Raw genomic sequence first — 20,534 nt, forward strand, 5'->3', positions numbered from 1 at the left:
GGTGAAGCTGCAGCGGCCGTTCACCACCGGCCTGTTCGCCGCCCTCGGCGTGCTCCTGGCGATCGCGATCGGCGCCGCCGTCCTCCAGCTCGCCACGGTGCTCACCTACGTGCTGACCGCCGTCTTCCTCGCGCTCGGGCTCGACCCGCTCGTCTCCCAGCTGGAGCGGCTGCGCCTGCCGCGCTGGCTCGCGATGCTGATCGCGGTGGTCGTGGTGCTCGGCGTCGTGGTCGCGATCGCCTTCCTGATCGTGCCGGTGATCGTCTCCCAGGGCGCGAACCTCATCAACCAGGTGACCCGGATCGCGAGCGGCTACAACGGCTGGGACGACTTCATCGGCCAGGTGCAGGCCGCCGTGCCGAACGTGAACGTGCAGGACCTGCTGAACCAGGCGACGCAGTACCTGCAGGACAACGCGGGCGTCATCACCGGAGGCGTGCTGTCGATCGGCGCGGGCATCCTCGGCGGCATCGGCGGCTCGGTGATCGTCGTGATCCTCACCCTGTACTTCACGGCCTCGATCAACGAGTTCAAGGGCGCGCTCTACCGCCTCGTGCCGATGTCGCGCCGGCAGCGGTTCGCGAGCATCGCCGAGCAGATCTTCCAGGCCGTCGGACGCTACGTGATCGGGCAGGTCGGGCTCGCGCTCGTGAACGGGGTGCTCAGCTTCGTGTTCCTGACCGTCGTCGGCGCGCAGCTGCCCGCGGTCTTCGCCTTCATCGCCTTCCTCGGCAGCCTCATCCCCCTCGTCGGCACCATCTCGGGCGCGGTCCTCATCGTGCTCGGACAGCTGCTGCTGATGCCGAACGCGACGGGCGACGGCCTGCCGATCTGGGTCATCACCGCCATCTACTACCTCGTGTACATGCAGGTCGAGGCGTACCTGCTGAGCCCGCGGATCATGAACCGGGCGGTCAAGGTGCCGGGCGTCGTGGTCGTCATCGCGGCGCTGACCGGCGGGACGCTGCTCGGCATCCTCGGCGCCCTGATCGCGATCCCGGTCGCCGCGGCGATCCTGCTCATCGTCGACCAGATCATCGTGCCGAAGCAGGCGGAGTCCTAGGCTCCCGCGACCAGCTCGTCGGGGACCTCGGTCGGCAGCGGCGCGGCCGAGGGCCGCACCGCGGCGACCACCTCGTCGAGGACCCGGCGGACCTGCGTCTCGCCCACCCAGAGGTGCTTGCCGCCCTCGACCGCGATCAGGTGCGCCTCCGGCACGACCGCGAAGGCGGACCGGGCCGCCTCGGGGCGCAGGTAGTCGTCCAGCTCCGGCACGATGACGACGAGCGGGCGCCCGAGGCCGTGCCAGCGCGCGAGCTCCGCCTCGCTCGTGCGGTGCAGCGGCGGCGACAGCAGCACGGCGCCCTCGACGTCCTCGTCCGGCCCGTACTTGAGGGCGAGCTCCGTGCCGAACGACCAGCCGAGCAGCCACGGCGACGGCAGGGCCCGCTCCCGCGCGAACGCGACGGCCGCCGCGACGTCAGAGCGCTCGGCCACTCCCCCGTCGTACTCGCCCTCGCTCGTGCCGCGCGGGCTCGTCGTGCCGCGGGTGTTGAAGCGCAGCACCGCGAGGTCGGCGAGCGCGGGCAGCCGCCAGGCCGCCTTCCGCAGCACGTGGCTGTCCATGAAGCCGCCGTGCGTCGGCAGCGGGTGCAGGCACACGAGCGTGGCCGCCGGCTCGCGGTCCGCGGGCAGCGCCAGCTCGCCCACCAGGGTCAGGCCGTCCGCGGTGTCGAACGCGACGTCCTCCCGCCGCGCGGCGAGCACCGTGCCGCTCCGGATCGGGGTCATGCGGCCCGCCAGCAGTGCAGGTGCCAGTGCCGGCGCGCCGCGAGGTCGGCGGCGTCGCCGAGCACCCCGTCGGCCCGCCACGCCACCAGGTGCGCCACCGCGGGCTCGATCTCGCCGCCGCAGCCCGGGCAGCGGTAGGCCTTCAGCGCCTGTGCGGCGGAGATCGGCTGCACGTGCCACTCCCGGCCGCCGCGCACCTCGAGGCGGGGGCCGCCGCTCAGCCTGAGCGGCGGCGGCTCGTCCCCCCGGATCCTGTTCCTGCGCGGCACGACACCATCAGTACCAGCCCAGGGCGTTGGAATGCCCCCAGGCGCCGCAGGGGCTGCCGTACGAGCCGGCGATGTAGCCGAGGCCCCAGGTGATCTGCGTGGCGTAGCTGTTCTGCCAGTCGGCGCCCGCCGCGGCCATCTTGCTGCCGGGCAGCGCCTGCGGGATGCCGTAGGCGCCGCTGCCCGGGTTCGCCGCGTGGGTGTTCCAGCCGGACTCGCGGTTCCAGAGGCTCACGAGGCAGCTGAACTCGCTGGGCGCCCAGCCGCGCTTCGCGACGGCCTTCGCGGCATAGGTCTGGGCGACGCCGACCGGCGTCGTGTACGAGCCGCCGGAGCCGCTCGTGCCGGTGCTGCCGCCACCGCCGGGACCGGCCTTCGCCGCGCTCGGCGCCGGAGCGGTGTAGGCCTGGTAGCCGTCGCGCTTCGGATCGACGAGCACGTAGCCGCCGCTGATCGCGTAGCGCTGCACGCCGGAGCCCTGCACCATCGCCGGCTCGCGGTAGAAGCTGGACGCCGTCGCCCCGGCGTACGGGTCGACCACGGTGACGAGCAGCATGCCTGCGACCACCGCCATCACCAGCGCGCTGAAGACCCTCCGGGCCCGCCGGCGACCGGGCGACACCGCCCCGCGTCCCGCAGCCCGCCGCTCCCCCGTCGACCAGATGCTCACGATGACCCGACGGTACCCGGCGAGGGCCGACGCGCCGGGGCGCCGCCGCGGCGCGTCAGCGGACCGCGAGCATCGTCTCCACGAGGCCGTCGATCAGCAGGTCGACCTGCGCCTCGCTGTAGCCGCCCCGCTGCGCGCGGAAGGCGACCTGACGCACCTGCTCCACCGGCACCTTGGCCCCGTCCTCGAAGTACGAGCGCGCCTGCACCGCGAAGCGGTCGACCTCCTTGACCGAGTAACCGATGCGGGTGACGCCGACCCGGGCGAAGCGGCGCCCGTCCGGCCGCTCGAGCCGGCCGATGATCTCCTTCGCCAGCTTGCGGGTCTCGGCGTAGAACTGGCGCTCGCCGCCCGAGGCGGCCGCATGTTCCCGCTCCCGGCGCGCGAAGGCGTCCTCGAGCCGCTCGAGCGCCGCGTCGACCGCGCGGGTGGCGTAGCCGCCCCGCCGCATCGAGAACGCCGTGCGGCGGATGTCCCCGGCGCTGAGCCGTCGACCCGGCGCGTCGTAGGCGGCACGGGCGGCCGCGATGAAGCGGTCGACCTCCTCGGGGTCGTACCCGACTCGGCGGCGCTCACGGGGGAAGGTCGTCGGCATGGCCGACATGATGCCCTCAGGTGGTCGCGAAGTAGAGGAGCAGCGCCGCAGCGGCCGACGGAAGCACCGAATCGATCCGGTCGAGGATGCCGCCGTGGCCGGGCAGCCACGACGACATGTCCTTCACCCCGATGTCGCGCTTGATCATCGACTCCCCGAGGTCGCCCATCGTCCCGGTCACGAGGATCAGGGCGCCGAACAGCAGCCCGAACCAGACGGGCCGGTCGAGCAGCCAGGGCGCGAGCACCGCGCCGAGCAGCACGGTGGCGATCGCGGCGCCCGCGAACCCCTCCCAGGTCTTGCCCGGGCTGATCCTCGGCGCCATCTTGTGCCTGCCGAAGCGGAGCCCGGTCACGTACGCGAAGATGTCCGCCGCGACCACGACGGCGAGGAACGACAGGGCCCACCACTGCCCCCGCGGCTGCACGACGAGCACGGCGGCGCAGCTGCCGAGGCCGGTCACGTAGAGCTGCACGAACGCCGTCTGCAGGACGTCGCGGCCGAGCGTCCGCGGCGGGACGGGGACGGCGGCCTGCTGGGCGAGCCGCCACACGACCGCCACCACGACGGCGCCGAGCAGGGCGAGGAACCAGCCTCCCGGCAGCAGCTCCGGGGCCGCGGCGGGAGCCGGGTCCGACCCGGCGGCCGGGACGCTGGCGACGGCGGTGACGACGATCGCGAGCACGCCGGCGACGGCCGAACCGACCCGCGGCACGCGCACACCGGCGGTGCGCAGCGCGCCCGCGAGCTCCGACGTGCCGACCCCGACGAGCGCCATCACGATGAGGACGAACAGCGGCTTCCAGACGACGAGGCTCACGATGACGAGCCCGCCGAGCACGACGCCGAACCCGATCGCGAAGACCAGGTTCCGGCCGCTGCGCGCGGTCAGGCGGGCGTTCGCCTCGTCGAACTGCGCGCGGGTGGCGCGCACCTGCTCGCGGATGTCATCCCGCGTCGCCCGCAGCTGCTCCTGCAGCTCCGCGCTGTTCCTGGGGCGGCGCGGTCGCTCCGGCCGCCGATCGGTCATCGGATCAGACCTCGAGCAGTTCTGCTTCTTTGCGCTTCAGCGCCTCGTCGATCTGGTCGATGTGGCGCTTCGTCACCGCCTCGAGCTCCTTCTCACCGCGGGAGATCTCGTCGTCGCCGACCTCGCCGGTCAGCGCGTCGAGGTCGTCCTTCGCCCGGCGGCGGATGTTGCGGACGGCCACGCGCGCGTCCTCGCCCTTGCTGCGGGCGAGCTTGACGAACTCCTTGCGGCGGTCCTGCGTCAGCTCCGGCATCACGACCCGCACGATGGAGCCGTCGTTCGTCGGGGTCGCGCCGAGGTTCGGGAAGGTCGCGATCGCCTTCTCGATGTCCTTCAGCGCGCTCTTGTCGTAGGGCGTGACGACGAGCATCCGCGCCTCCGGCACCTGCAGGCTCGCCAGCTGCGCGAGCGGCGTCGGCGAGCCGTAGTAGTCCACGTTGATCCGCTGGAACAGGGCGGGGTTGATCCGCCCGGTCCGCACGGTGTCGAAGTCGTTCTTGGCGGCGTCGACGGCCTTCGCCATGCGGTCGCCCGCCTCCTGCAGCACGTCCGCGATCACGATCGGCCCCTTCCTGTCCGGCCCCGGGAGTCTACCGGGGGCCTGCCGGGCGTCGCCCGGCGCCCGCTCAGGCGGAGACGACCGTCCCGACCTCCGCGCCGCGCAGCGCATCGGTGATGGCACCGTCGCCCTCGATGCCGAAGACCCGCATCGCCATGTCGTTGTCCATGCAGAGGCTGAACGCGGTCGAGTCGACGACCTTCAGCTCGCGCCGCAGGGCGTCGCCGAACGTGACGTGGTCGAGCTTCACCGCGGAGGGGTCCTTCCGCGGGTCCGCGGAGTAGACGCCGTCGACGCCGTTCTTGGCGACGAGCACCTCGTCGGCGTGCGTCTCGAGCGCGCGCTGCGCGGCGACCGTGTCGGTGGAGAAGAACGGCAGGCCGGCGCCGGCGCCGAAGATGACGATTCGGCCCTTCTCGAGGTGGCGGATGGCGCGGCGCGGGATGTAGGGCTCGGCGACCTGCGTCATCGCGATGGCGGACTGCACGCGCGTCTGCACGCCGGCCTGCTCGAGGAAGTCCTGCAGCGCCAGGGCGTTCATCACCGTCCCGAGCATGCCCATGTAGTCGGCCCGCCCGCGGTCCATGCCCGCCTGGCTCAGCTCGGCACCGCGGAAGAAGTTGCCGCCGCCGACGACGACGGCGATCTGGACCTCCTCGGCCGCGGCCGCGATCTGCTCCGCGATCCCGCGGACGACGTCCGGGGCGACCCCGAAGGTCCCGCCTCCCAGCGCCTCACCCGACAGCTTGAGCACGACCCGGCGCATCCGCTCCCCCTTACGACGACCGGGAGACGACGCTACCGCGTTTCATTTCGTAGGCGAATCGCGGCGCCTCGCCGAGATCCGCCTACGAGATGAAACCGCCCCCGCGGTCTCTCGACTGCGGGGGCGGCTCATCAGGACTGATCGGGTCAGGCGCCGACCTTCAGGCGGGCGAAGCCCGAGACCTCGACGCCGGCGTCCTTCAGCACCTTGCCGGTCGCGACCTTCGAGTCGCGGGCGTAGGGCTGGTCGGCGAGCACGACCTCCTTGAAGAAGCCGTTCAGCTTGCCCTCGACGATCTTCGGCAGGGCCGCCTCGGGCTTGCCCTCGTTGCGGGTCGCCTCGGTGAGCACCTCGCGCTCGCGCTCGACGACGTCGGCCGGGACCTGCTCGCGCGTGCCGTACCGCGGGTCGTAGACCGCGATGTGCTGCGCGACGGAGCGGGCCGTCTCGGCGTCGGCACCGGCGTAGCCGAGCACCACGCCGACCTGCGGGGGCAGGTCCTTGCTGGTCCGGTGCAGGTAGATCGCGAACTCGTCGCCCTCGACCCGCTTGACCTGACGCAGCTCGACCTTCTCGCCGAGCAGCGCGGCCTCGTCGTCGATGTAGGCCTGCACGGTCTTGCCGTTCAGCGTGGCAGCGTTGCCCGACTCGACGTCGGTCGCCCCCGCCGCCGCGACGGCGCCGAGCACCTCGGCGGCGAGCGACACGAAGCGGTCGTTCTTCGCGACGAAGTCGGTCTCGCTCGCGAGCTCGATGAGCGTCGCGGCGCCGCCCTCGGCGATCGCGGTCACGAGGCCCGCGGTCGTCGCGCGGCCCGAGCGCTTCTCGACACCCTTCAGGCCCTTGACCCGCAGGATCTCGATCGCCTTCTCGATGTCGCCGTCGGCCTCGACCAGGGCGTTCTTGCTGTCCAGCATGCCCGCACCCAGGCGGTCACGCAGGGTCTTCACGTCAGCGGCGCTGAATGCGGCCATGGCTGACTCCTTCCGTGTTCACGTGCCGTCCGCTGCAACGGACGGAGGTGGTCAGGGCTTCCCGGGCGGGAGCCCGCGGTGACGACGCTCAGGCGTCGTTCTGCGGGGTCGCCTCCGGGTCGGTGATGTCGGCCGGACGCTGCTGCTCGGGCGTGGTGCTCGCGAGCTCCTGCGCCTCCACGTCGGCCTCGGTCTGCGGCGCGTGCTGCGCCGTCAGGCCCTCGGTCGCCTCGGCGGACAGCTCGGCGTCGGCCTGGGCGTCCGGGTCGTTCTGCTCGACCGGCTCGCCGCCCGTGACCGACTCGGTCTCGGCGACGACGTCGGCCACGACGGTGTCGATGCGGTCCTGCGTGTCGGCGGTCTGCCCCGTCACGCGGTCGTCGACGGCCTCGACCTGCTGGTCGAGCGGCACCGGGTTCTCCGTCGCCTGCAGCAGCTGCTGCTCCCACTCCGCGAGCGGCTCGGCGTCGGCCTCGGAGGTGCCCTGGTGGCGCTGGATGAGCCCCTCGGCGGCGGCGTCGGCGATGATCCGCGTGAGCAGCGCGACGGAGCGGATCGCGTCGTCGTTGCCCGGGATCGGGTAGGCGAGCTCGTCCGGATCGGCGTTCGTGTCGAGGATGCCGATGACCGGGATGCCGAGCTTCTTGGCCTCGTCGACCGCGAGGTGCTCGCGCTTCGAGTCGATGACCCAGATCGCGCTCGGCGTCTTGGAGAGGTTCCGGATGCCGCCCAGCGTCTTCTCGAGCTTGTCGCGCTCGCGCCGCTGGATCAGCAGCTCCTTCTTCGTGTAGCCGCGGGTCGTGTCGTCGAAGTCGACGAGGTCGAGCTCCTTGAGGCGCTGCAGGCGCTTCGCCACCGTCTGGAAGTTGGTGAGGAGGCCGCCGAGCCAGCGCTGGTTCACGTAGGGCTGGCCGACGCGCGTCGCCTGCTCGGCGATCGCCTCCTGGGCCTGCTTCTTCGTGCCGACGAAGAGGACGGTGCCGCCGCGGGCGACCGTCTCCTTGACGAAGTCGTACGCGCGGTCGATGTAGGTCAGCGACTGCTGCAGGTCGATGATGTGGATGCCCGAGCGCTCGGTGAGGATGAAGCGCTTCACCTTCGGGTTCCAGCGACGCGTCTGGTGCCCGAAGTGGACGCCGCTGTCGAGCAGCTGGCGGATGGTGACGACGGCCACGGCCGTGCTCCTGTCTGCACCCTCGAGGGGCGCGGTTCTCGGTTGTCGCCGGACGCGCGGATCTGCGGGCCGGCCCTGGCGCCGCTGCTCGCCCGGCCGCCCCGTCAGGGACCGATGACCGTGCGTCGCGTGGTGGGCGCGCGAAGTCATCCCGCTCGCGCGGGATGCGGCCAGCACTCTACCAGCCGGGCGAGGACCGCTCCTCCCCAGGCGGTCTCCCGGCCGGCTCGCCCCGGAGGTCCGCCGCGCACCGCTGCGGCGCCGCCCGCGCGACCATGCTGCCGGGGTGCGGAGCATCCTGGGCGCGCTCGTGGCCGCCGGCCTGCTGCTCGGCGGCGGTGCCGCGACCGCTGCCGAGCCCCGCTGGGCCTGGCCGGTCGACGACCACCGGGTGCTGCGGGGCTTCGAGGCGCCGGCCACGCCGTACGCGGCGGGGCATCGGGGCGTCGACCTCGCCGTCGCGCCGAGCGAGCGGGTGCGCGCGCCCGACGACGGCGTGGTCGCCTTCGCGGGACCGGTCGCCGGCCGCCCGGTGCTCTCGATCGATCACGCCGGCGTGCGGTCGACCCTCGAGCCCGTGGCCTCAGACCTGCGGGTGGGCGACGTCGTCCGGCGCGGGCAGGACGTCGGGACCCTCGCCGCCGGCAGCACGCACGCCGCCGGCGTCCTCCACCTCGGCGCGCGTGTCCGCGTCGGTGCGGGCTGGGCCTACGTCTCCCCGCTGCTGCACCTCGGCGGCGCGCACCGCGCGGTCCTCCTCCCCCTCGCCGCCTTCCCCGGCTGACCTCGGTCAGTGTTCGTGCCGCTCTGACGGCGTCGGAGCAGCACGAACACTGACCGAGGCTCAGGAGCGGGGGTGGGCGAGGCGGTAGCTCTCGGCGAGGCGCTCCATCGACACGTGGGTGTAGATCTGCGTCGTGCCGAGACTCGCGTGGCCGAGGATCGCCTGCACCGCGCGGAGGTCCGCGCCGCCGTCGAGCAGGTGCGTCGCCGCCGTGTGGCGGAGGGTGTGCGGGCCGGAGGGGCCGCCTCCCGGCACCGACTCGAGCAGCCGTGCGACGAGGCGGTGGACGCTGCGCGGCCCGATGCGCCCGCCCCGGTCGCCGAGGAAGAGCGCGACGCCGTCGCCGCCGGCGCCCGCGTCGCCGGCGGCGAGCACCGGCCGGCCCAGGTCGATCCAGCGGCCGAGGGCGCGTGCCGCGGGCACGCCGAACGGGACCACCCGGTCCTTCGCGCCCTTGCCGGTGACCCGGACGCGGTGCTCCGCGAAGTCCACGTCGTCGACGTCGGCGCCGCAGACCTCGGAGACGCGGACCGCGGAGCCGTAGAGCAGCTCGACGACGGCGAGGTCGCGCAGCGCCTCCGGCACGTCCTCGGCGGCGCGCGCCTCGAGCGCGGCGAACAGGGTCCGCATCTGCGGGTCGGCCACGACGCGCGGCAGGCGCCCCTGCGCCTTCGGCGCCCTGAGGCGCGCGGCGGCGTCGTGCGGGGCCACCCCGGTCCGGTGCAGCCAGGACGTGAGGCTGCGCGCCGCCGCGGCGCGCCGCGCGATCGTCGCCCGGGCGAGCTTCGCCTCGGTCGCCTGCCAGAGCCAGTCGCGCAGCAGCTCGAGGTCGACCCCGTCGACGGTCGTCACCCGGCGCGTCTCGGCGAAGCGGACGAGGTCCGCGAGGTCGGAGGCGTAGGCGCCGACCGTGTTCGGGGAGTAGGCGCGCTCGTGCACGAGGTGCTGCCGGTGCTTCGACACCGCCTCGTCGAGACGCATGCCGCCAGCGTGCGCCCTCGACGGGTCGCCGGGCGCGCGACCCTCCGCGTCCGCCCCGTCGCCGCGGGTGCTGCTCGTCGTCGTCAGTGCTCGACGTCGACGCCCATGGAGGCGAAGACGGACTCCGGCGTGCTCGTGAGCACCCCGGCCGGGTCGGTCGGCATCGACGTGTGGCCGACCCGTCCGTCGTCGTAGAGCGAGAGGACGCCGGCGGCGCGGCCCCCGTCGACGGCGATCACGCCGCCGCCCGGCCGCGTGAGGCGGATCGTGTAGGCGAGCGACGGGGCGACGTGGACGGGCACGCCCTCGAAGACCGACGAGGTCGCGTAGTGCAGGTGCCCGGCCAGGATCGCGCGGACGTCGGTGCCCCGGATCGCCTCGGCGAGCGCCTCCTGCCCCGTGAGGTGCAGCCGCGCCATCGCCGTCACCTCGACCGGCAGCGGCGGGTGGTGCATCGCGAGGACCGTCCCGTGCTCGGCGGGCTCGGCGAGCACCTCGCGCAGCCACGCGAGCTGCTCGGGCTCGAAGCCGCCCTCGACGCGGCCCGGGATCGACGAGTCGATCGAGACGAGCCGGAGCCCGTCCACCTCGAGCACGCGGTCGAGCGGGGCGTCGTCCGGCGCCTCGCCCAGCAGGTGCTGCCGCATCGGGGCGCGCACGTCGTGGTTGCCCGCCGCCCAGAGCACCGGCCAGCCGGTGCGGTCGAGGACCTCGTCGGTCACCGCGCGCACGGCCGTGTAGGCGGCTTCCTCCCCCTCGTCGGCCACGTCGCCGGTGTGCACCAGCGCCGCGATCGGGATCCCGCTGCCCTCGAGCGCCGCGAGCGCCGCCGAGTAGGTGGCAGCGGGCCGCAGCACCTCGTGGAAGACGCCGGACGCGGTCAGGTGCGAGTCGCTGACGTGGGCGATCCGGTGGGTGGCGACGGGCTCGCGGGTCATGCCCGCACGCTAGCGAGCGCAGCCGACACGTCCGCCGATCAGCCGCGGACCCAGCCCCGGGGTCCCTCGACCGCCGCGCCGTCGAGGCCGAGCACCGCGAGCACCGCGGCCGCGTCGACCCGCGGGATGCCGCAGCGCCGCGCGATCTCCGGCACGGCCAGCGGCGAGCGGCCGAGGGCGTCGAGCACCTGCCGCTCGAGCGGGTCGAGCTCCAGGTCGATCCCGTCCAGCGGCACCGCCGTGTCCCGGTCGCGCGCCAGCTCGGCGACGTCCGCCGCGGTCTGCACCAGCACCGCCGCGTACTCCCGCAGCAGCTTGTGGCAGCCCTTCGACGCGCTCGAGTGGATCGAGCCCGGGACGACCGCGATCGGCCGGCCGAGCTCGCCGGCGTGCGCCGCCGTGTTGATCGCCCCCGACGGGACGCCCGCCTCGACCACCGTCGTCACCCGGCTCGACGCTGCGATCAGGCGGTTCCGGCTGAGGAACCGCTGCCGCATCGGCGTCGAGCCGCAGGCGAGCTCGGACAGCACCACGCCCTCGACGGCGATGCGCTCGAGCAGGTCGCGGTTGCCCTGCGGGTACAGCCGGTCGACCCCGCCCGCCATGATCGCCGCGGTCGTCCCGCCCGCACGGATCGCCGCCTGGTGCGCGCCGCGGTCGATGCCCGCCGCGCCCCCGGAGACGATCGCGAACCCGCGGCCGACGAGGCCGGAGCCGAGCTCCTCGGTCACCCGCCGCCCGTAGGAGGTCGCGTCCCGGGTGCCGACGAGCGCGATCGAGCGCCGGAGGTCCGGCACGCGCTCACAGCCGGTCCGCGCCCAGAGCGCGAGCGGCGCGTGCTCGGCGAGGTCGTCGAGCCCGGCCGGCCAGTCCTCGTCGCCGGGCAGCACGAGCCGTGCGTGGACGCGCGCCGCGGCGGCGAACGCCTCGCGCAGCAGGGCCGGCTGCGCCCTGGGTCGCCATCGCGTGAACGCGTCGACGAGCCGCCGGTCGCGCACGGGAGGCGCGTCGAGCAGCAGCGCCTCGAGCGCGTCCGCCGCACCGAGCGTCGCGATCAGCGCCGACGCGACCGCGTCGCCCGGTTCGACGATCGCGGTCCACGCGCCGCGGGCGAAGGCCTCCTCCGGCGTCCCGCCGCGCCCGTGCCGCACGGGACCGACGAGGGCGGCGAGGTCGCGGGTGCCGACCGCGTCGACGGCGGTCACAGGTCGTCCCCGCGCAGCGCGAGGGCGGCGCCGACCTGCAGCGCGCCCGGCCGATCGAGCCCGGCCAGGTCCGCGAGCGTCCACGCCATCCGCAGCACCCGGTCGTGGCCGCGCAGCGAGATCGTGCCGCGACCGACCGCCTCGTCGAGGCGACCGCGGTCGCGCGGTGACAGCCGCCACTCGGGCCGCCGGAGCCGCTCCCCCGGCACCTGCGCGTTGACGCGCCAGGGCGTGCCGGCGAGGCGTCGGTCCGCGCGCTGCCGGGCCTCGTGCACCCGCTCCCGCGCGTCGGCGGTCGTGACCCCGGGCACGTCCTCGGCCACGTGCAGCCCGGCCGCCCCCGGCTGGGCGACCTCGAGCCGGATGTCGATGCGGTCGCGCAGCGGGCCGGAGATCCGGCGCAGGTAGCGGTCGCGCACCGACGAGGCGCAGGCGCAGCCGCCCTCGTCGCTGCGGAAGCGGCCGCAGGGGCAGTGGTTCGCCGCGAGGACCAGCTGCACCCGCGCCGGGAAGTCGGCGTGGCCGGCGGCGCGGTGGATCGTGATGCGGCCGGTCTCGAGCGGCTCCCGGAGCGCGTCGAGCGCGGCCGCCTGGAACTCGGGGGCCTCGTCGAGGAAGAGCACGCCGCCGCTCGCCCGGGTGACGGCGCCGGGGACGATGCGCCCGCTGCCGCCGCCGACGATCGCCGCGGGGGTCGAGGTGTGGTGCGGCGCGACGAAGGGCGGGCGGGTGCGCACCGCGTCGACCGCGCCGCCGAGCGAGGCGACGCAGGTGGCGTCGAGCGCCTCCTCCCCCTCGAGGTCGGGCAGCAGGTCGGCGAGCCGGGTGGCGAGCATCGTCTTGCCGGAGCCGGGCGGCCCGGTCATCAGCAGGTGGTGGCCGCCGGCGGCCGCGACGAGCAGCGCCTGCACGGCGTCGTCCTGGCCGAGCACGTCCGCGAGGTCGCGGCGCTCCGTCCCCGCCGGCTGCGCGACCGCGGCGAGCGGCACGGGGTCGACCTCGACCGGCTCGAGCTCCGCGCCCAGCCGGATCGCGAGCGCGCGCAGGCTGGGCACTGCCGTCACCTCGACGCCCTCGACGAGCCGCGCCTCCGCCTCGCAGGCGGTCGGGACGACGAAGCGGGTGCGGCCGGCGCGGAGCGCGGCGCGGACCGCGGGCAGCACGCCCGGCACCGGTCGCAGACGGCCGTCGAGGCCGAGCTCGCCGATGAGGACGGCGTCGCGCACCGCCTCGGGCTCCACGACGCGCTGCGTGAGCAGCACCGCGACGGCGATCGCGACGTCGAAGCCGCTGCCGTGCTTCGGCAGCGCGGCGGGCGAGAGGTTCACCGTCAGGTGCCGCGTCGGCATCGTGAAGCCGGAGTGCTCGATCGCGCTGCGCACCCGCGCCTGCGCCTCCCGCAGGGCCGTATCGGGCAGCCCGACGAGCTTGAGTCCCGGCGTCTGGTTCGTCAGCGCCGCCTCGATCTCGACCAGGCGCCCCGCGACGCCCTCCACGGCGACCGCGGTCGTGCGCGCCGTCGTGATCATGCGACGGCCCGCATGTGGTCGATGACCGGCGGGACGTGCCGGCCGAGCACGACCGCGATCAGATCGATGCGCGTGCTGCGGGCGACGCCGCGGTGCGCACCGCGCCACCGCGACGCGAGGACGCCGAGCCGGTGCAGCTTGTCCCGATCGACCGCCTCGAAGGGGTGACCGTAGCCGAGCCCGGTGCGCGTCTTCACCTCCACGACCACGAGCTCGTCGCCGTCGAGCGCGACCACGTCGAGCTCGCCCTCCCGGCACCGCCAGTTCCGGTCGAGCACGCGGTAGCCCGCGGCGATCAGGTGGTCGACGGCGAGCTGCTCGCCCCGTCGACCGACTTCGTCCTTGTTGAGCACGGCGGCAGCATGCTGCGGCGGGACGGCTCAGGAGCCCGCCGGGAGCGCGGATCCGAGGATCCGGCGCGATCGGGGCTGGGGAGGAGCGGAAGCGCCGCCGAGTCCTCCCGATCACGGGGCGAGCGGTCTCGAGGCTCCTGCGTCGCACCTCGACCATCGGGGACCGGGAGCCGGGCTACTCGTCGAGCGCGAGCTCCTGCGGCAGCTCCAGCTCCTTCGCCGACAGCTCCTCGACGTTGACGTCCTTGAAGGTGAGGACGCGGACGCTCTTCACGAACCGGTCGGCCCGGTAGACGTCCCAGACCCACACGTCGTGCATCTGCAGCTCGAAGTAGAAGTCGTGCTCCGTGTCGCGGCGGGTCAGCTCGACCTCGTTCGCCAGGTAGAAGCGCCGCTCCGTCTCGACGACGTACTTGAACTGGCTCACCACGTCGCGGTACTCGCGGTAGAGCGCCAGCTCGACCTCGCGGTCGTAGTCCTCGATCTCGTCGTCGTCCATCGTCGGCCGAGTCTAGGCTTCGCCGGGCCCCGCAGCGGGTCGTGCCGAGCCCGCGTGCAGCCAGGTGCGGCGGTGCCAGTCGCAGGGCCCGTGCTCGTCGATCGCGGCGTAGTGGCCGCGCGACGCGTAGCCCTTGTTGCGCACCCAGCCGTAGACGGGGTGGTCCGCGTGCCGGGCGATCATGAGGTCGTCCCGGTGCACCTTCGCGACGACGGAGGCCGCCGAGACGATCGCGCAGTCCCGGTCCGCCTTGATCCGGGTGACGACCTGCGGCAGCACCGGGAGGCCCGCGGCGACGAGCCCCGGCGTGAGCCAGTCCCAGTTGCCGTCGAGCAGCACGACCGCGCCGCCGAGGCCGACGCCGAGCGCGACCAGCGCGCCGATCGCGCGCGCGCCGGCGAGCCCGAGGCAGGCGGAGATCCCGACGCCGTCGATCTCGTCGTTGCCCGCCAGCCCCACGGCGGAGGCGGCGCTCCAGGCGCGGACACGTGGCGCGAGCGCGACCCGGTCGGCCTCCGGCAGCAGCTTGGAGTCGCGGAGGCCGTTCGGGATGCGGACGCGAGCGGGGTCCAGCACGGCCGCGCCGACGCCGACCGGACCGGCGATCGCCCCGCGGCCCACCTCGTCGACGCCGATGACGGCGCTCGCCCCGTCGGCGAGCAGCGCGCGCTCGACGACCATCCGGGGCGGCCGCCCGGCAGTCACTTCGAGGGCGGGCCGACGCCCGCGAAGGACCCGGGGTAGTTGCTGAGCCACGACCAGTGGGAGACCGGCCACGACACCACGAACGCCCGGCCGACCACGTCGTCGAGGGGGACGAAGCCCTTGTGCTTCGACGTCGGGTGGTAGCGGGAGTCCTCGGAGTTGTAGCGGTTGTCGCCCATCACCCAGAGCTCGCCGGCCGGCACCGTCACGTCGAAGTCCTGCTCCGACACCCGGTCCGTGCCCGGCTGCTTCACGACGTACGGCTCCTGCACCGGTGTGCCGTTCACGCTCAGCTGCCCGAGCGCGTTGCAGCACGTCACATGGTCGCCGGGCAGCCCGATGACCCGCTTGACCAGGTGGTCGTTCGCGTCCTGCGCGGACAGCCCGAACAGCGACAGCACCCACTCGGCACTCGCCTGCAGTGCGTTCGACGGGGGTGCGGCGTAGTCCTCCTGGCCCACGAGCCAGGTGTCCGGGTCCTTGAACACGACCACGTCGCCGCGCTGCAGCGGGATCAGCCCCGGCACCAGCTCGTTGACGAGGATCCGGTCGTGGACCTGGAGGGTGTTCTCCATCGACTCGGACGGGATGAAGAAGGACCGGATGAGGAAGGTCTTGATCAGGAACGACGCGAGCACCGCGACGACGACGATGACGACCAGGTCGCGCAGGAAGCCGACCGCGCCCCGGTCCCTGCGCCGCCGATCCGGCGCCTCACGGGGCGGGCTCTGCACCATCCAGCGACGCCCTTCCCCCGCGGTCCTCGCCGGAAGACGCGTCCGGCGCGCCGGCCAGTGTACGTGGCGGGCGCGCCGGGTCGTGGAGCGGCGGGGCGGGTCAGCTGTCCCGCTTCTCCTTGATCTTCGCCTTCTTGCCGCGCAGCTCGCGCAGGTAGTAGAGCTTCGCGCGGCGCACGTCGCCGCGGGTGACGACCTCGATGTGGTCGATCACCGGGGAGTGCACGGGGAAGGTGCGCTCGACGCCCACCTGAAAGCTGACCTTGCGCACCGTGAAGGTCTCGCGGACCCCGTCGCCGTGGCGGCGGATCACGGCGCCCTGGAAGACCTGGATGCGGCTGCGGTTGCCCTCGACGATGTTCACGTGCACGCGCACGGTGTCGCCGGGACGGAAGTCCGGGACGTCGGAGCGGAGGGATGCGGCGTCGACCGCGTCGAGCAACTGGCTCATGGTTCTCCTGGGGAGCGCGCCGCTGGTCGGTCCGATCGTGGCGCACGCTGCGCGCCGGCGTGGACGAGATGCCGCAGCCCTTCGGGCTCCCCAGCGGCAGAGCCGGCCGCGGCACGATCAACCAGTGTCGCACATCCGCGGCGCGCCGCGCTCCGCAGGCGCCGCCCGCTCCCCGCGGGCCGGGTCAGTGCGACGAGGGCTTGATGACGACGTACTCGCCGGCGTCGATCGGCCGGCGGTCGCCCGGGACGGCGGGGCCGCCGAAGGTGGTGCGCACCCGGGTGCGCACGTCCTCCACGAGGAGGCGGCCGCCGAGCCAGAAGCCGGCGATCGCGGCCGCGGCCGCGAGCACCCCGAACCAGGCGGTCGCGGGCCCGAAGAAGCCGATGCCGATCACCCCGGCCTGGAACGCCGCGAGCAGCCCGATCGCGGGCCAGTCCAGCGCCTTCGCCCGTCGCACGCCCGTGCGCGCGGAGAGGAGCAGGGCGAGCGCCAGCTCCACGACCAGGGCGAGCGGCGCGAGCAGCACCACCGCGAGGAAGCCCGCGACCGAGGTGCCGAAGGAGGCGTAGCCGATCAGCAGCCAGATCGGCAGCACCGCGGCGGCGACGAACTGCCACCGGTAGAAGAACCGACGCACCGTCATGCCCCGATGGTAGGAGCGCGGGGACCGGCGCGCACCGGCGTTCGCCGCAGGCATAGGGAGCGCACAGCCGGGGTACGGACGCCGAGGACGCCGCCGTTAGGGTCGAGTGGACGGATGGAGGCACCGTGATCGAGTTGCGCACACCCGCGGAGATCGAGGCCATGCGCCCGGCGGGGCGGTTCGTCGCCTCCGTGCTGACCCGGCTGCAGGCCGAGGCGCGGGTCGGCGTCAACCTGCTGGAGCTCGACCGGATCGCCCACGCGATGATCCGCGAGCGCGGGGCGACGAGCTGCTACATCGACTACCACCCCTCCTTCGGCGCGATGCCGTTCGGCAAGGTCCTCTGCACCTCGGTCAACGACGCCGTGCTGCACGGCCTGCCGCACGACTACGCGCTGCGGGACGGCGACATGGTCAGCTTCGACTTCGCCGCGAGCGTCGACGGCTGGGTGGCGGACAGCGCCGTGACGCTGATCGTCGGCACGCCGCGGGCGGAGGACGAGCGCCTGATCGCGACGACGCGCACGGCGCTCGACGCCGCGATCGCGGTCGCCCGGCCCGGCTTCAAGCTGGGCGACGTGTCCGCCGCGATCGGCGACGTCTGCCGCGAGGCGGGCTACGGCGTGAACCTGGACTTCGGCGGCCACGGCGTCGGCCGCACCATGCACGGCGACCCGCACGTGCCGAACGACGGGCGCCCGCACCGCGGGCTGAAGCTGCGGCCCGGCCTCGTCATCGCCATCGAGCCCTGGCTGCTCGAGACGACCGACGAGATCGTGACGGACCAGGACGGCTGGACGCTCCGCAGCAAGGACGGCAGCCGCGGCGCGCACAGCGAGCACACGGTCGCGGTGACGGACGGCGACCCGGTGGTGCTGACCGCCCGCGACTGAAGCCGCGGCGAGATCGCCGCTGAGTGACGCATTCGGCGCTGCTGATGAGCGACGACGTCACCCCGCGGCGAAGACGCGCCTGTGCGGGGAGCCGGGCGCGGCTGCTGCAGGCACCCGGTGCCGCGCGGAGGGAGATGTGCCGGACGGAGGACGGATCGGGCCTACCCACCCTCCGTCCGCGACGACGTCCTCCGGTCGGCACCGCCTGCCCGCCTCCCGGCTCAGGCGAAGCCGGGACCGGCGGACGCGGGCGACTGCCCCCGCCGGCGGAGGTGGTCTCGAGGCTCGCTGCGCTCGCACCTCGACCAGCGGGGGGGCAGCGCGCTGCGTCCGCACCCCGAGCAGCGGCGGCCTACGGCAGCAGGTCGGGGCGGACGCGGCGGGTGCGCGCCTCCGATTGCTCCCGCCGCCAGCGGGCGACCGCGCCGTGGTCCCCGGAGCGGAGCACCGCCGGCACCTCGAGCCCGCGCCAGAGCGCCGGCTTCGTGTACGAGGGGTACTCGAGCAGCCCGCCCTCGTGGCTCTCCTCGGTGAGGCTGGCCGGGTTGCCGATCACGCCCGGCACGAGCCGGCCGACGGCCTCCACCATCGCGAGGACCGCGACCTCGCCGCCGTTCAGCACGAAGTCGCCGAGGCTCGCCTCCTCGACGCGGGCGCGTGCCGCGGTGTGCTCCACGACCCGCTGGTCGATGCCCTCGTAGCGGCCGCAGCAGAAGATCAGGCGCCGCTCCCCCGCCCAGCGCACCGCGGTCGGCTGCGTGAAGGGCGTGCCGGCCGGGGTCGGGAAGACGACGAGCGGGTCGTCGCCGTCGGCGAGCAGCCCGTCGAGCACCTCGCCCCAGGGCTCGGGGCGCATCACCATGCCGGCGCCGCCGCCGTAGGGGGTGTCGTCGACGGTGCGGTGCCGGTCGTGCGTCGCGTCGCGCAGGTCGTGCACGCGCACGTCGAGCAGTCCCGTGGCCCGGGCGCGGCCGAGCAGCGAGACGTCGAGCACCCCGAGGACCTCGGGGAAGATCGTGACGACGTCGATCCGCACGTCAGTCGCGCGGCTCGTCGGCGGGCGCCTCGCGCTCCTCGTCCGGGTCGTCGCGCTCCTCGTCCGGCTCCCGGCGCTCCTCGTCCGGCAGCGGCTCGAACAGCCCGTCGGGCGGCGTCACGACGACGCGGCGACCCTCGACGTCGACCTCCGGCACCAGCGCCTTCACGAACGGGACCAGCACCTCCGTCGCCGGTCCCGCGCCCGTCGAAGGGCCGACCTTGACGACGAGCAGGTCCTGCGCGGGCAGGTGCTCCAGACGGTCGATCACGCCGACCTTCTCGCCGTCGCGGACGACGTCGAGGCCCACCAGCTGGTGGTCGTACCAGGCGTCCGGCTCCGCGGGCTCCTCCGGGTCCTGGTCCACCCACAGGATCGCCTTCGCGAGGCTCTCCGCGGCCGTGCGGTCCGTGACGCCCGCGAAGAAGCCGACCGGCTGGCCGTTGTACCAGCGCAGCTCCGCGAGCTCGAGGCGCTTGCCGTGCCAGGGCGACTCCTCCGGCACCTGCAGCGCGAAGGAGGCACCCGGCGTGAAGCGGCGCTCCGGGTCGTCGGTGAAGAGCTCGAGCTTCAGCGCGCCCTTCAGGCCGTGCGCCTTCGTCAGCCGGCCGACGCGGAGCTGCGTCTGCGCGGAGCGGGCCCTCGCCACCGTCAGCGGTCCACGTCGACGACGTCGACGCGCACCTGACGGCCGTCTGCGAGCGCACCCACGACGGTGCGGAGCGCCTTGGCGGTGCGGCCGGCGCGGCCGATCACTCGGCCGAGGTCGCCGGGGTCGACCCGCACCTCCAGCACCTCGCCACGGGGCGTCGACCGCGACGAGACGCGGACCTGGTCCGGCTCGTCGACGATCCCCTTGACGAGGTGCAGGAGGGCGGATTCGAGCATCAGGAGTTCTGGACCTGCTCGGGGGTCTCCTGCGAGACCGTCGGGCCGGCGTCGATCTCGTCCGCGCGCTCGGCGTCGGCCGCGGCGTCCGCGTCGATCGCCGCCTCGGCGTCCTTCAGGGACTCCTTGGAGCGGACGACGGAGCCCTTCTTGGCGTCGGTCGTGAACTGGGTCTTCTCGGCCTTGCGCTCGACGCGGTTCTCCGCGTTCGCGTCGCCCTTGAACCTGCCCCAGTCGCCCGTGAGCTTCAGGATCGCGGCGACCTGCTCGGTCGGCTGCGCGCCGACGCCGAGCCAGTACTGGGCGCGGTCGCTGTCGACCTCGATGACCGAGGGGTGCTCGGTCGGGTGGTACAGCCCGATCTCCTCGATCACGCGGCCGTCGCGCTTGGTGCGCGAGTCGGCGACGACGATGCGGTAGTAGGGGGCGCGGATCTTGCCGAGCCGCTTCAGGCGGATCTTCACAGCCATGTCTGGCGGGTCCTCACGTCGAGTCGAATTGGATGCGGTCCGGCCGGGCGCGTGGGGCGCACCGGCGGCGCGGACCGAAGACGTCCGTCCGCTCGCCCAGATAGAGGGTCGGGGCTCGCGGACCCAGCGGGACATTCTGCCAGACGCGACGGGCCGCCGTCGCCCCTCCGCGGCGCCCGCCGCACCCTCCGGCTGCCGTCGTTCTCGCGGATCCGCGATTCCTCGCCGACACGCCGCGCTCGAGCGCTGGAAGGCAGCGTGTCGCACGGGAACTGCGGATCCGCGAAGGAACTGCGGATCCGCGAGCACCCCGCCGGCGGGAGGGGCGGACGGGTCAGGACCGCTGCGCCGCGGCGAGGCGGCGGAGGCCCTCGGTCACGCCCACGGCGGGCGCCCAGCCGAGGTCGCGGCGCGTGCGGCGCAGGTCGAACCAGTGCGCGGTCGACAGCTGCTCGGCGAGGAAGCGGGTCATCGGCGGCTCGTCCTCCCCCGGGCGCACCCGCCAGACCGCCGCCGGCACCGCGCCCGCCGCCTCCGCCGCGCCCGCCGGGCCGCGGCGCTCCGGCGGCGCGGCGCCCCCCCCCGCGCAGA

General features: G+C 74.3%; 26 protein-coding genes and 1 pseudogene. 3 read left to right on the plus strand and 24 right to left on the minus strand.

Annotation, left to right across the window (positions count from 1 at the left end; translation table 11 throughout):
• Position 1 precedes the first annotated feature (1 nt).
• Positions 2–1,063, plus strand: coding sequence for an AI-2E family transporter (locus ACFSBI_RS09600; protein WP_377934365.1), 1,062 nt, complete (start codon positions 2–4; stop codon positions 1,061–1,063).
• Here the strand turns inward: ACFSBI_RS09600 and ACFSBI_RS09605 are convergent.
• From ACFSBI_RS09605 to rpsB, 9 genes are all read right to left on the minus strand, one after another.
• Complete coding sequence (locus ACFSBI_RS09605; RefSeq protein WP_377934367.1) at positions 1,060–1,791, minus strand: alpha/beta hydrolase; 732 nt, start codon at positions 1,789–1,791, stop codon at positions 1,060–1,062. The genes ACFSBI_RS09600 and ACFSBI_RS09605 overlap by 4 nt on opposite strands.
• Positions 1,788–2,060 (minus strand): hypothetical protein, encoded by a 273-nt coding sequence (locus ACFSBI_RS09610; RefSeq protein ID WP_377934369.1) that lies wholly within the window; start codon positions 2,058–2,060, stop codon positions 1,788–1,790. Before ACFSBI_RS09610 ends, ACFSBI_RS09605 begins: the two co-directional genes overlap by 4 nt.
• A 7-nt stretch (positions 2,061–2,067) precedes the next feature.
• The gene (locus tag ACFSBI_RS09615; protein ID WP_377934371.1) at positions 2,068–2,730 is read right to left on the minus strand and encodes an aggregation-promoting factor C-terminal-like domain-containing protein; all 663 of its coding nucleotides are present in this window, start codon (positions 2,728–2,730) and stop codon (positions 2,068–2,070) included.
• Positions 2,731–2,785: 55 nt separating this feature from the next.
• Complete coding sequence (locus tag ACFSBI_RS09620) at positions 2,786–3,325, minus strand: DivIVA domain-containing protein (RefSeq protein ID WP_377934372.1); 540 nt, start codon at positions 3,323–3,325, stop codon at positions 2,786–2,788.
• Between the two features lie 16 nt (positions 3,326–3,341).
• Positions 3,342–4,355, minus strand: a complete 1,014-nt coding sequence (locus ACFSBI_RS09625; RefSeq protein WP_377934374.1) for a phosphatidate cytidylyltransferase — start codon at positions 4,353–4,355, stop codon at positions 3,342–3,344.
• 4 nt (positions 4,356–4,359) lie between these two features.
• On the minus strand, positions 4,360–4,914 hold the full coding sequence (frr, locus tag ACFSBI_RS09630) for a ribosome recycling factor (protein WP_377934376.1): 555 nt from the start codon (positions 4,912–4,914) through the stop codon (positions 4,360–4,362).
• A gap of 67 nt (positions 4,915–4,981) precedes the next feature.
• Complete coding sequence (pyrH, locus tag ACFSBI_RS09635; RefSeq protein WP_377934378.1) at positions 4,982–5,680, minus strand: UMP kinase; 699 nt, start codon at positions 5,678–5,680, stop codon at positions 4,982–4,984.
• Positions 5,681–5,826: 146 nt separating this feature from the next.
• Positions 5,827–6,654, minus strand: coding sequence for a translation elongation factor Ts (gene tsf / locus ACFSBI_RS09640; protein ID WP_377934380.1), 828 nt, complete (start codon positions 6,652–6,654; stop codon positions 5,827–5,829).
• Between the two features lie 88 nt (positions 6,655–6,742).
• Entirely contained in the window at positions 6,743–7,828 is a 1,086-nt protein-coding gene (rpsB, locus tag ACFSBI_RS09645; RefSeq protein WP_377934382.1) for a 30S ribosomal protein S2, read from the minus strand.
• A 286-nt stretch (positions 7,829–8,114) separates the two neighbouring features.
• Here rpsB and ACFSBI_RS09650 point away from each other — a divergent pair, with 286 nt between their 5' ends.
• Positions 8,115–8,612, plus strand: a complete 498-nt coding sequence (locus tag ACFSBI_RS09650; protein ID WP_377934384.1) for a peptidoglycan DD-metalloendopeptidase family protein — start codon at positions 8,115–8,117, stop codon at positions 8,610–8,612.
• Between the two features lie 60 nt (positions 8,613–8,672).
• Here the strand turns inward: ACFSBI_RS09650 and ACFSBI_RS09655 are convergent, their stop codons facing one another.
• The 10 genes from ACFSBI_RS09655 to ACFSBI_RS09700 form a co-directional block, all read right to left on the minus strand.
• Positions 8,673–9,593 carry a tyrosine-type recombinase/integrase gene (locus ACFSBI_RS09655; protein WP_377934386.1) on the minus strand — a complete coding sequence of 307 codons (921 nt, stop codon included), beginning with the start codon at positions 9,591–9,593 and terminating at the stop codon, positions 8,673–8,675.
• 83 nt (positions 9,594–9,676) lie between these two features.
• A complete protein-coding gene (locus ACFSBI_RS09660) occupies positions 9,677–10,531 on the minus strand; it encodes a metallophosphoesterase (protein WP_377934388.1) in 855 nt (284 codons plus the stop codon).
• Between the two features lie 38 nt (positions 10,532–10,569).
• Positions 10,570–11,736: a DNA-processing protein DprA gene (gene dprA / locus ACFSBI_RS09665; protein ID WP_377934390.1), complete on the minus strand. Its 1,167-nt coding sequence runs from the start codon at positions 11,734–11,736 to the stop codon at positions 10,570–10,572.
• Complete coding sequence (locus tag ACFSBI_RS09670) at positions 11,733–13,262, minus strand: YifB family Mg chelatase-like AAA ATPase (RefSeq protein WP_377934457.1); 1,530 nt, start codon at positions 13,260–13,262, stop codon at positions 11,733–11,735. The genes dprA and ACFSBI_RS09670 overlap by 4 nt, the downstream gene beginning before the upstream one ends.
• Entirely contained in the window at positions 13,262–13,618 is a 357-nt protein-coding gene (locus ACFSBI_RS09675) for a YraN family protein (RefSeq protein ID WP_377934392.1), read from the minus strand. The genes ACFSBI_RS09670 and ACFSBI_RS09675 overlap by 1 nt, the downstream gene beginning before the upstream one ends.
• Positions 13,619–13,793: 175 nt before the next feature.
• The gene (locus ACFSBI_RS09680) at positions 13,794–14,117 is read right to left on the minus strand and encodes a DUF2469 domain-containing protein (RefSeq protein ID WP_297344813.1); all 324 of its coding nucleotides are present in this window, start codon (positions 14,115–14,117) and stop codon (positions 13,794–13,796) included.
• Positions 14,118–14,129: 12 nt separating this feature from the next.
• Positions 14,130–14,798 (minus strand): ribonuclease HII, encoded by a 669-nt coding sequence (locus ACFSBI_RS09685; protein WP_377934394.1) that lies wholly within the window; start codon positions 14,796–14,798, stop codon positions 14,130–14,132.
• A gap of 20 nt (positions 14,799–14,818) precedes the next feature.
• Positions 14,819–15,559, minus strand: coding sequence for a signal peptidase I (gene lepB, locus ACFSBI_RS09690; protein ID WP_377934396.1), 741 nt, complete (start codon positions 15,557–15,559; stop codon positions 14,819–14,821).
• A gap of 100 nt (positions 15,560–15,659) precedes the next feature.
• Positions 15,660–16,010 carry a 50S ribosomal protein L19 gene (gene rplS / locus ACFSBI_RS09695; protein ID WP_377934398.1) on the minus strand — a complete coding sequence of 117 codons (351 nt, stop codon included), beginning with the start codon at positions 16,008–16,010 and terminating at the stop codon, positions 15,660–15,662.
• Positions 16,011–16,194: 184 nt separating this feature from the next.
• The gene (locus tag ACFSBI_RS09700; RefSeq protein ID WP_377934399.1) at positions 16,195–16,656 is read right to left on the minus strand and encodes a hypothetical protein; all 462 of its coding nucleotides are present in this window, start codon (positions 16,654–16,656) and stop codon (positions 16,195–16,197) included.
• Between the two features lie 125 nt (positions 16,657–16,781).
• On the opposite strand from ACFSBI_RS09700, the gene map reads away from it, so the two are divergent.
• On the plus strand, positions 16,782–17,549 hold the full coding sequence (gene map / locus ACFSBI_RS09705) for a type I methionyl aminopeptidase (protein WP_377934401.1): 768 nt from the start codon (positions 16,782–16,784) through the stop codon (positions 17,547–17,549).
• Between the two features lie 352 nt (positions 17,550–17,901).
• Here map and trmD read toward each other — a convergent pair whose 3' ends face one another.
• The 5 genes and pseudogenes from trmD to ACFSBI_RS09730 all read right to left on the minus strand — a co-directional run.
• Positions 17,902–18,585, minus strand: coding sequence for a tRNA (guanosine(37)-N1)-methyltransferase TrmD (gene trmD / locus ACFSBI_RS09710; RefSeq protein WP_377934403.1), 684 nt, complete (start codon positions 18,583–18,585; stop codon positions 17,902–17,904).
• Between the two features lies 1 nt (position 18,586).
• A complete protein-coding gene (rimM, locus tag ACFSBI_RS09715; RefSeq protein WP_377934405.1) occupies positions 18,587–19,234 on the minus strand; it encodes a ribosome maturation factor RimM in 648 nt (215 codons plus the stop codon).
• A 2-nt stretch (positions 19,235–19,236) separates the two neighbouring features.
• Positions 19,237–19,473 carry an RNA-binding protein gene (locus ACFSBI_RS09720; RefSeq protein WP_377934407.1) on the minus strand — a complete coding sequence of 79 codons (237 nt, stop codon included), beginning with the start codon at positions 19,471–19,473 and terminating at the stop codon, positions 19,237–19,239.
• Positions 19,473–19,943: a 30S ribosomal protein S16 gene (rpsP, locus tag ACFSBI_RS09725; protein WP_377934409.1), complete on the minus strand. Its 471-nt coding sequence runs from the start codon at positions 19,941–19,943 to the stop codon at positions 19,473–19,475. Before rpsP ends, ACFSBI_RS09720 begins: the two co-directional genes overlap by 1 nt.
• Positions 19,944–20,277: 334 nt before the next feature.
• Positions 20,278–20,534 (minus strand): annotated as a pseudogene (locus ACFSBI_RS09730) (NAD-dependent epimerase/dehydratase family protein); the annotation flags it as partial.

Origin of the sequence: Amnibacterium endophyticum (assembly GCF_042680685.1) — a bacterium.
Lineage (GTDB): Bacteria > Actinomycetota > Actinomycetes > Actinomycetales > Microbacteriaceae > Amnibacterium > Amnibacterium endophyticum.

Excerpts from the sequence above, each read along its gene's own strand:
- ACFSBI_RS09605 (WP_377934367.1), bottom strand. The coding sequence starts at position 1,791 with ATGACCCCGATCCGGAGCGGCACGGTGCTCGCCGCGCGGCGGGAGGAC.
- ACFSBI_RS09620 (WP_377934372.1), bottom strand. The coding sequence starts at position 3,325 with ATGCCGACGACCTTCCCCCGTGAGCGCCGCCGAGTCGGGTACGACCCC.
- ACFSBI_RS09625 (WP_377934374.1), bottom strand. The coding sequence starts at position 4,355 with ATGACCGATCGGCGGCCGGAGCGACCGCGCCGCCCCAGGAACAGCGCG.
- pyrH (WP_377934378.1), bottom strand. The coding sequence starts at position 5,680 with ATGCGCCGGGTCGTGCTCAAGCTGTCGGGTGAGGCGCTGGGAGGCGGG.
- tsf (WP_377934380.1), bottom strand. The coding sequence starts at position 6,654 with ATGGCCGCATTCAGCGCCGCTGACGTGAAGACCCTGCGTGACCGCCTG.
- ACFSBI_RS09655 (WP_377934386.1), bottom strand. The coding sequence starts at position 9,593 with ATGCGTCTCGACGAGGCGGTGTCGAAGCACCGGCAGCACCTCGTGCAC.
- ACFSBI_RS09660 (WP_377934388.1), bottom strand. The coding sequence starts at position 10,531 with ATGACCCGCGAGCCCGTCGCCACCCACCGGATCGCCCACGTCAGCGAC.
- ACFSBI_RS09680 (WP_297344813.1), bottom strand. The coding sequence starts at position 14,117 with ATGGACGACGACGAGATCGAGGACTACGACCGCGAGGTCGAGCTGGCG.
- ACFSBI_RS09685 (WP_377934394.1), bottom strand. The coding sequence starts at position 14,798 with ATGGTCGTCGAGCGCGCGCTGCTCGCCGACGGGGCGAGCGCCGTCATC.
- lepB (WP_377934396.1), bottom strand. The coding sequence starts at position 15,559 with ATGGTGCAGAGCCCGCCCCGTGAGGCGCCGGATCGGCGGCGCAGGGAC.
- rplS (WP_377934398.1), bottom strand. The coding sequence starts at position 16,010 with ATGAGCCAGTTGCTCGACGCGGTCGACGCCGCATCCCTCCGCTCCGAC.
- ACFSBI_RS09700 (WP_377934399.1), bottom strand. The coding sequence starts at position 16,656 with ATGACGGTGCGTCGGTTCTTCTACCGGTGGCAGTTCGTCGCCGCCGCG.
- ACFSBI_RS09720 (WP_377934407.1), bottom strand. The coding sequence starts at position 19,473 with ATGCTCGAATCCGCCCTCCTGCACCTCGTCAAGGGGATCGTCGACGAG.
- rpsP (WP_377934409.1), bottom strand. The coding sequence starts at position 19,943 with ATGGCTGTGAAGATCCGCCTGAAGCGGCTCGGCAAGATCCGCGCCCCC.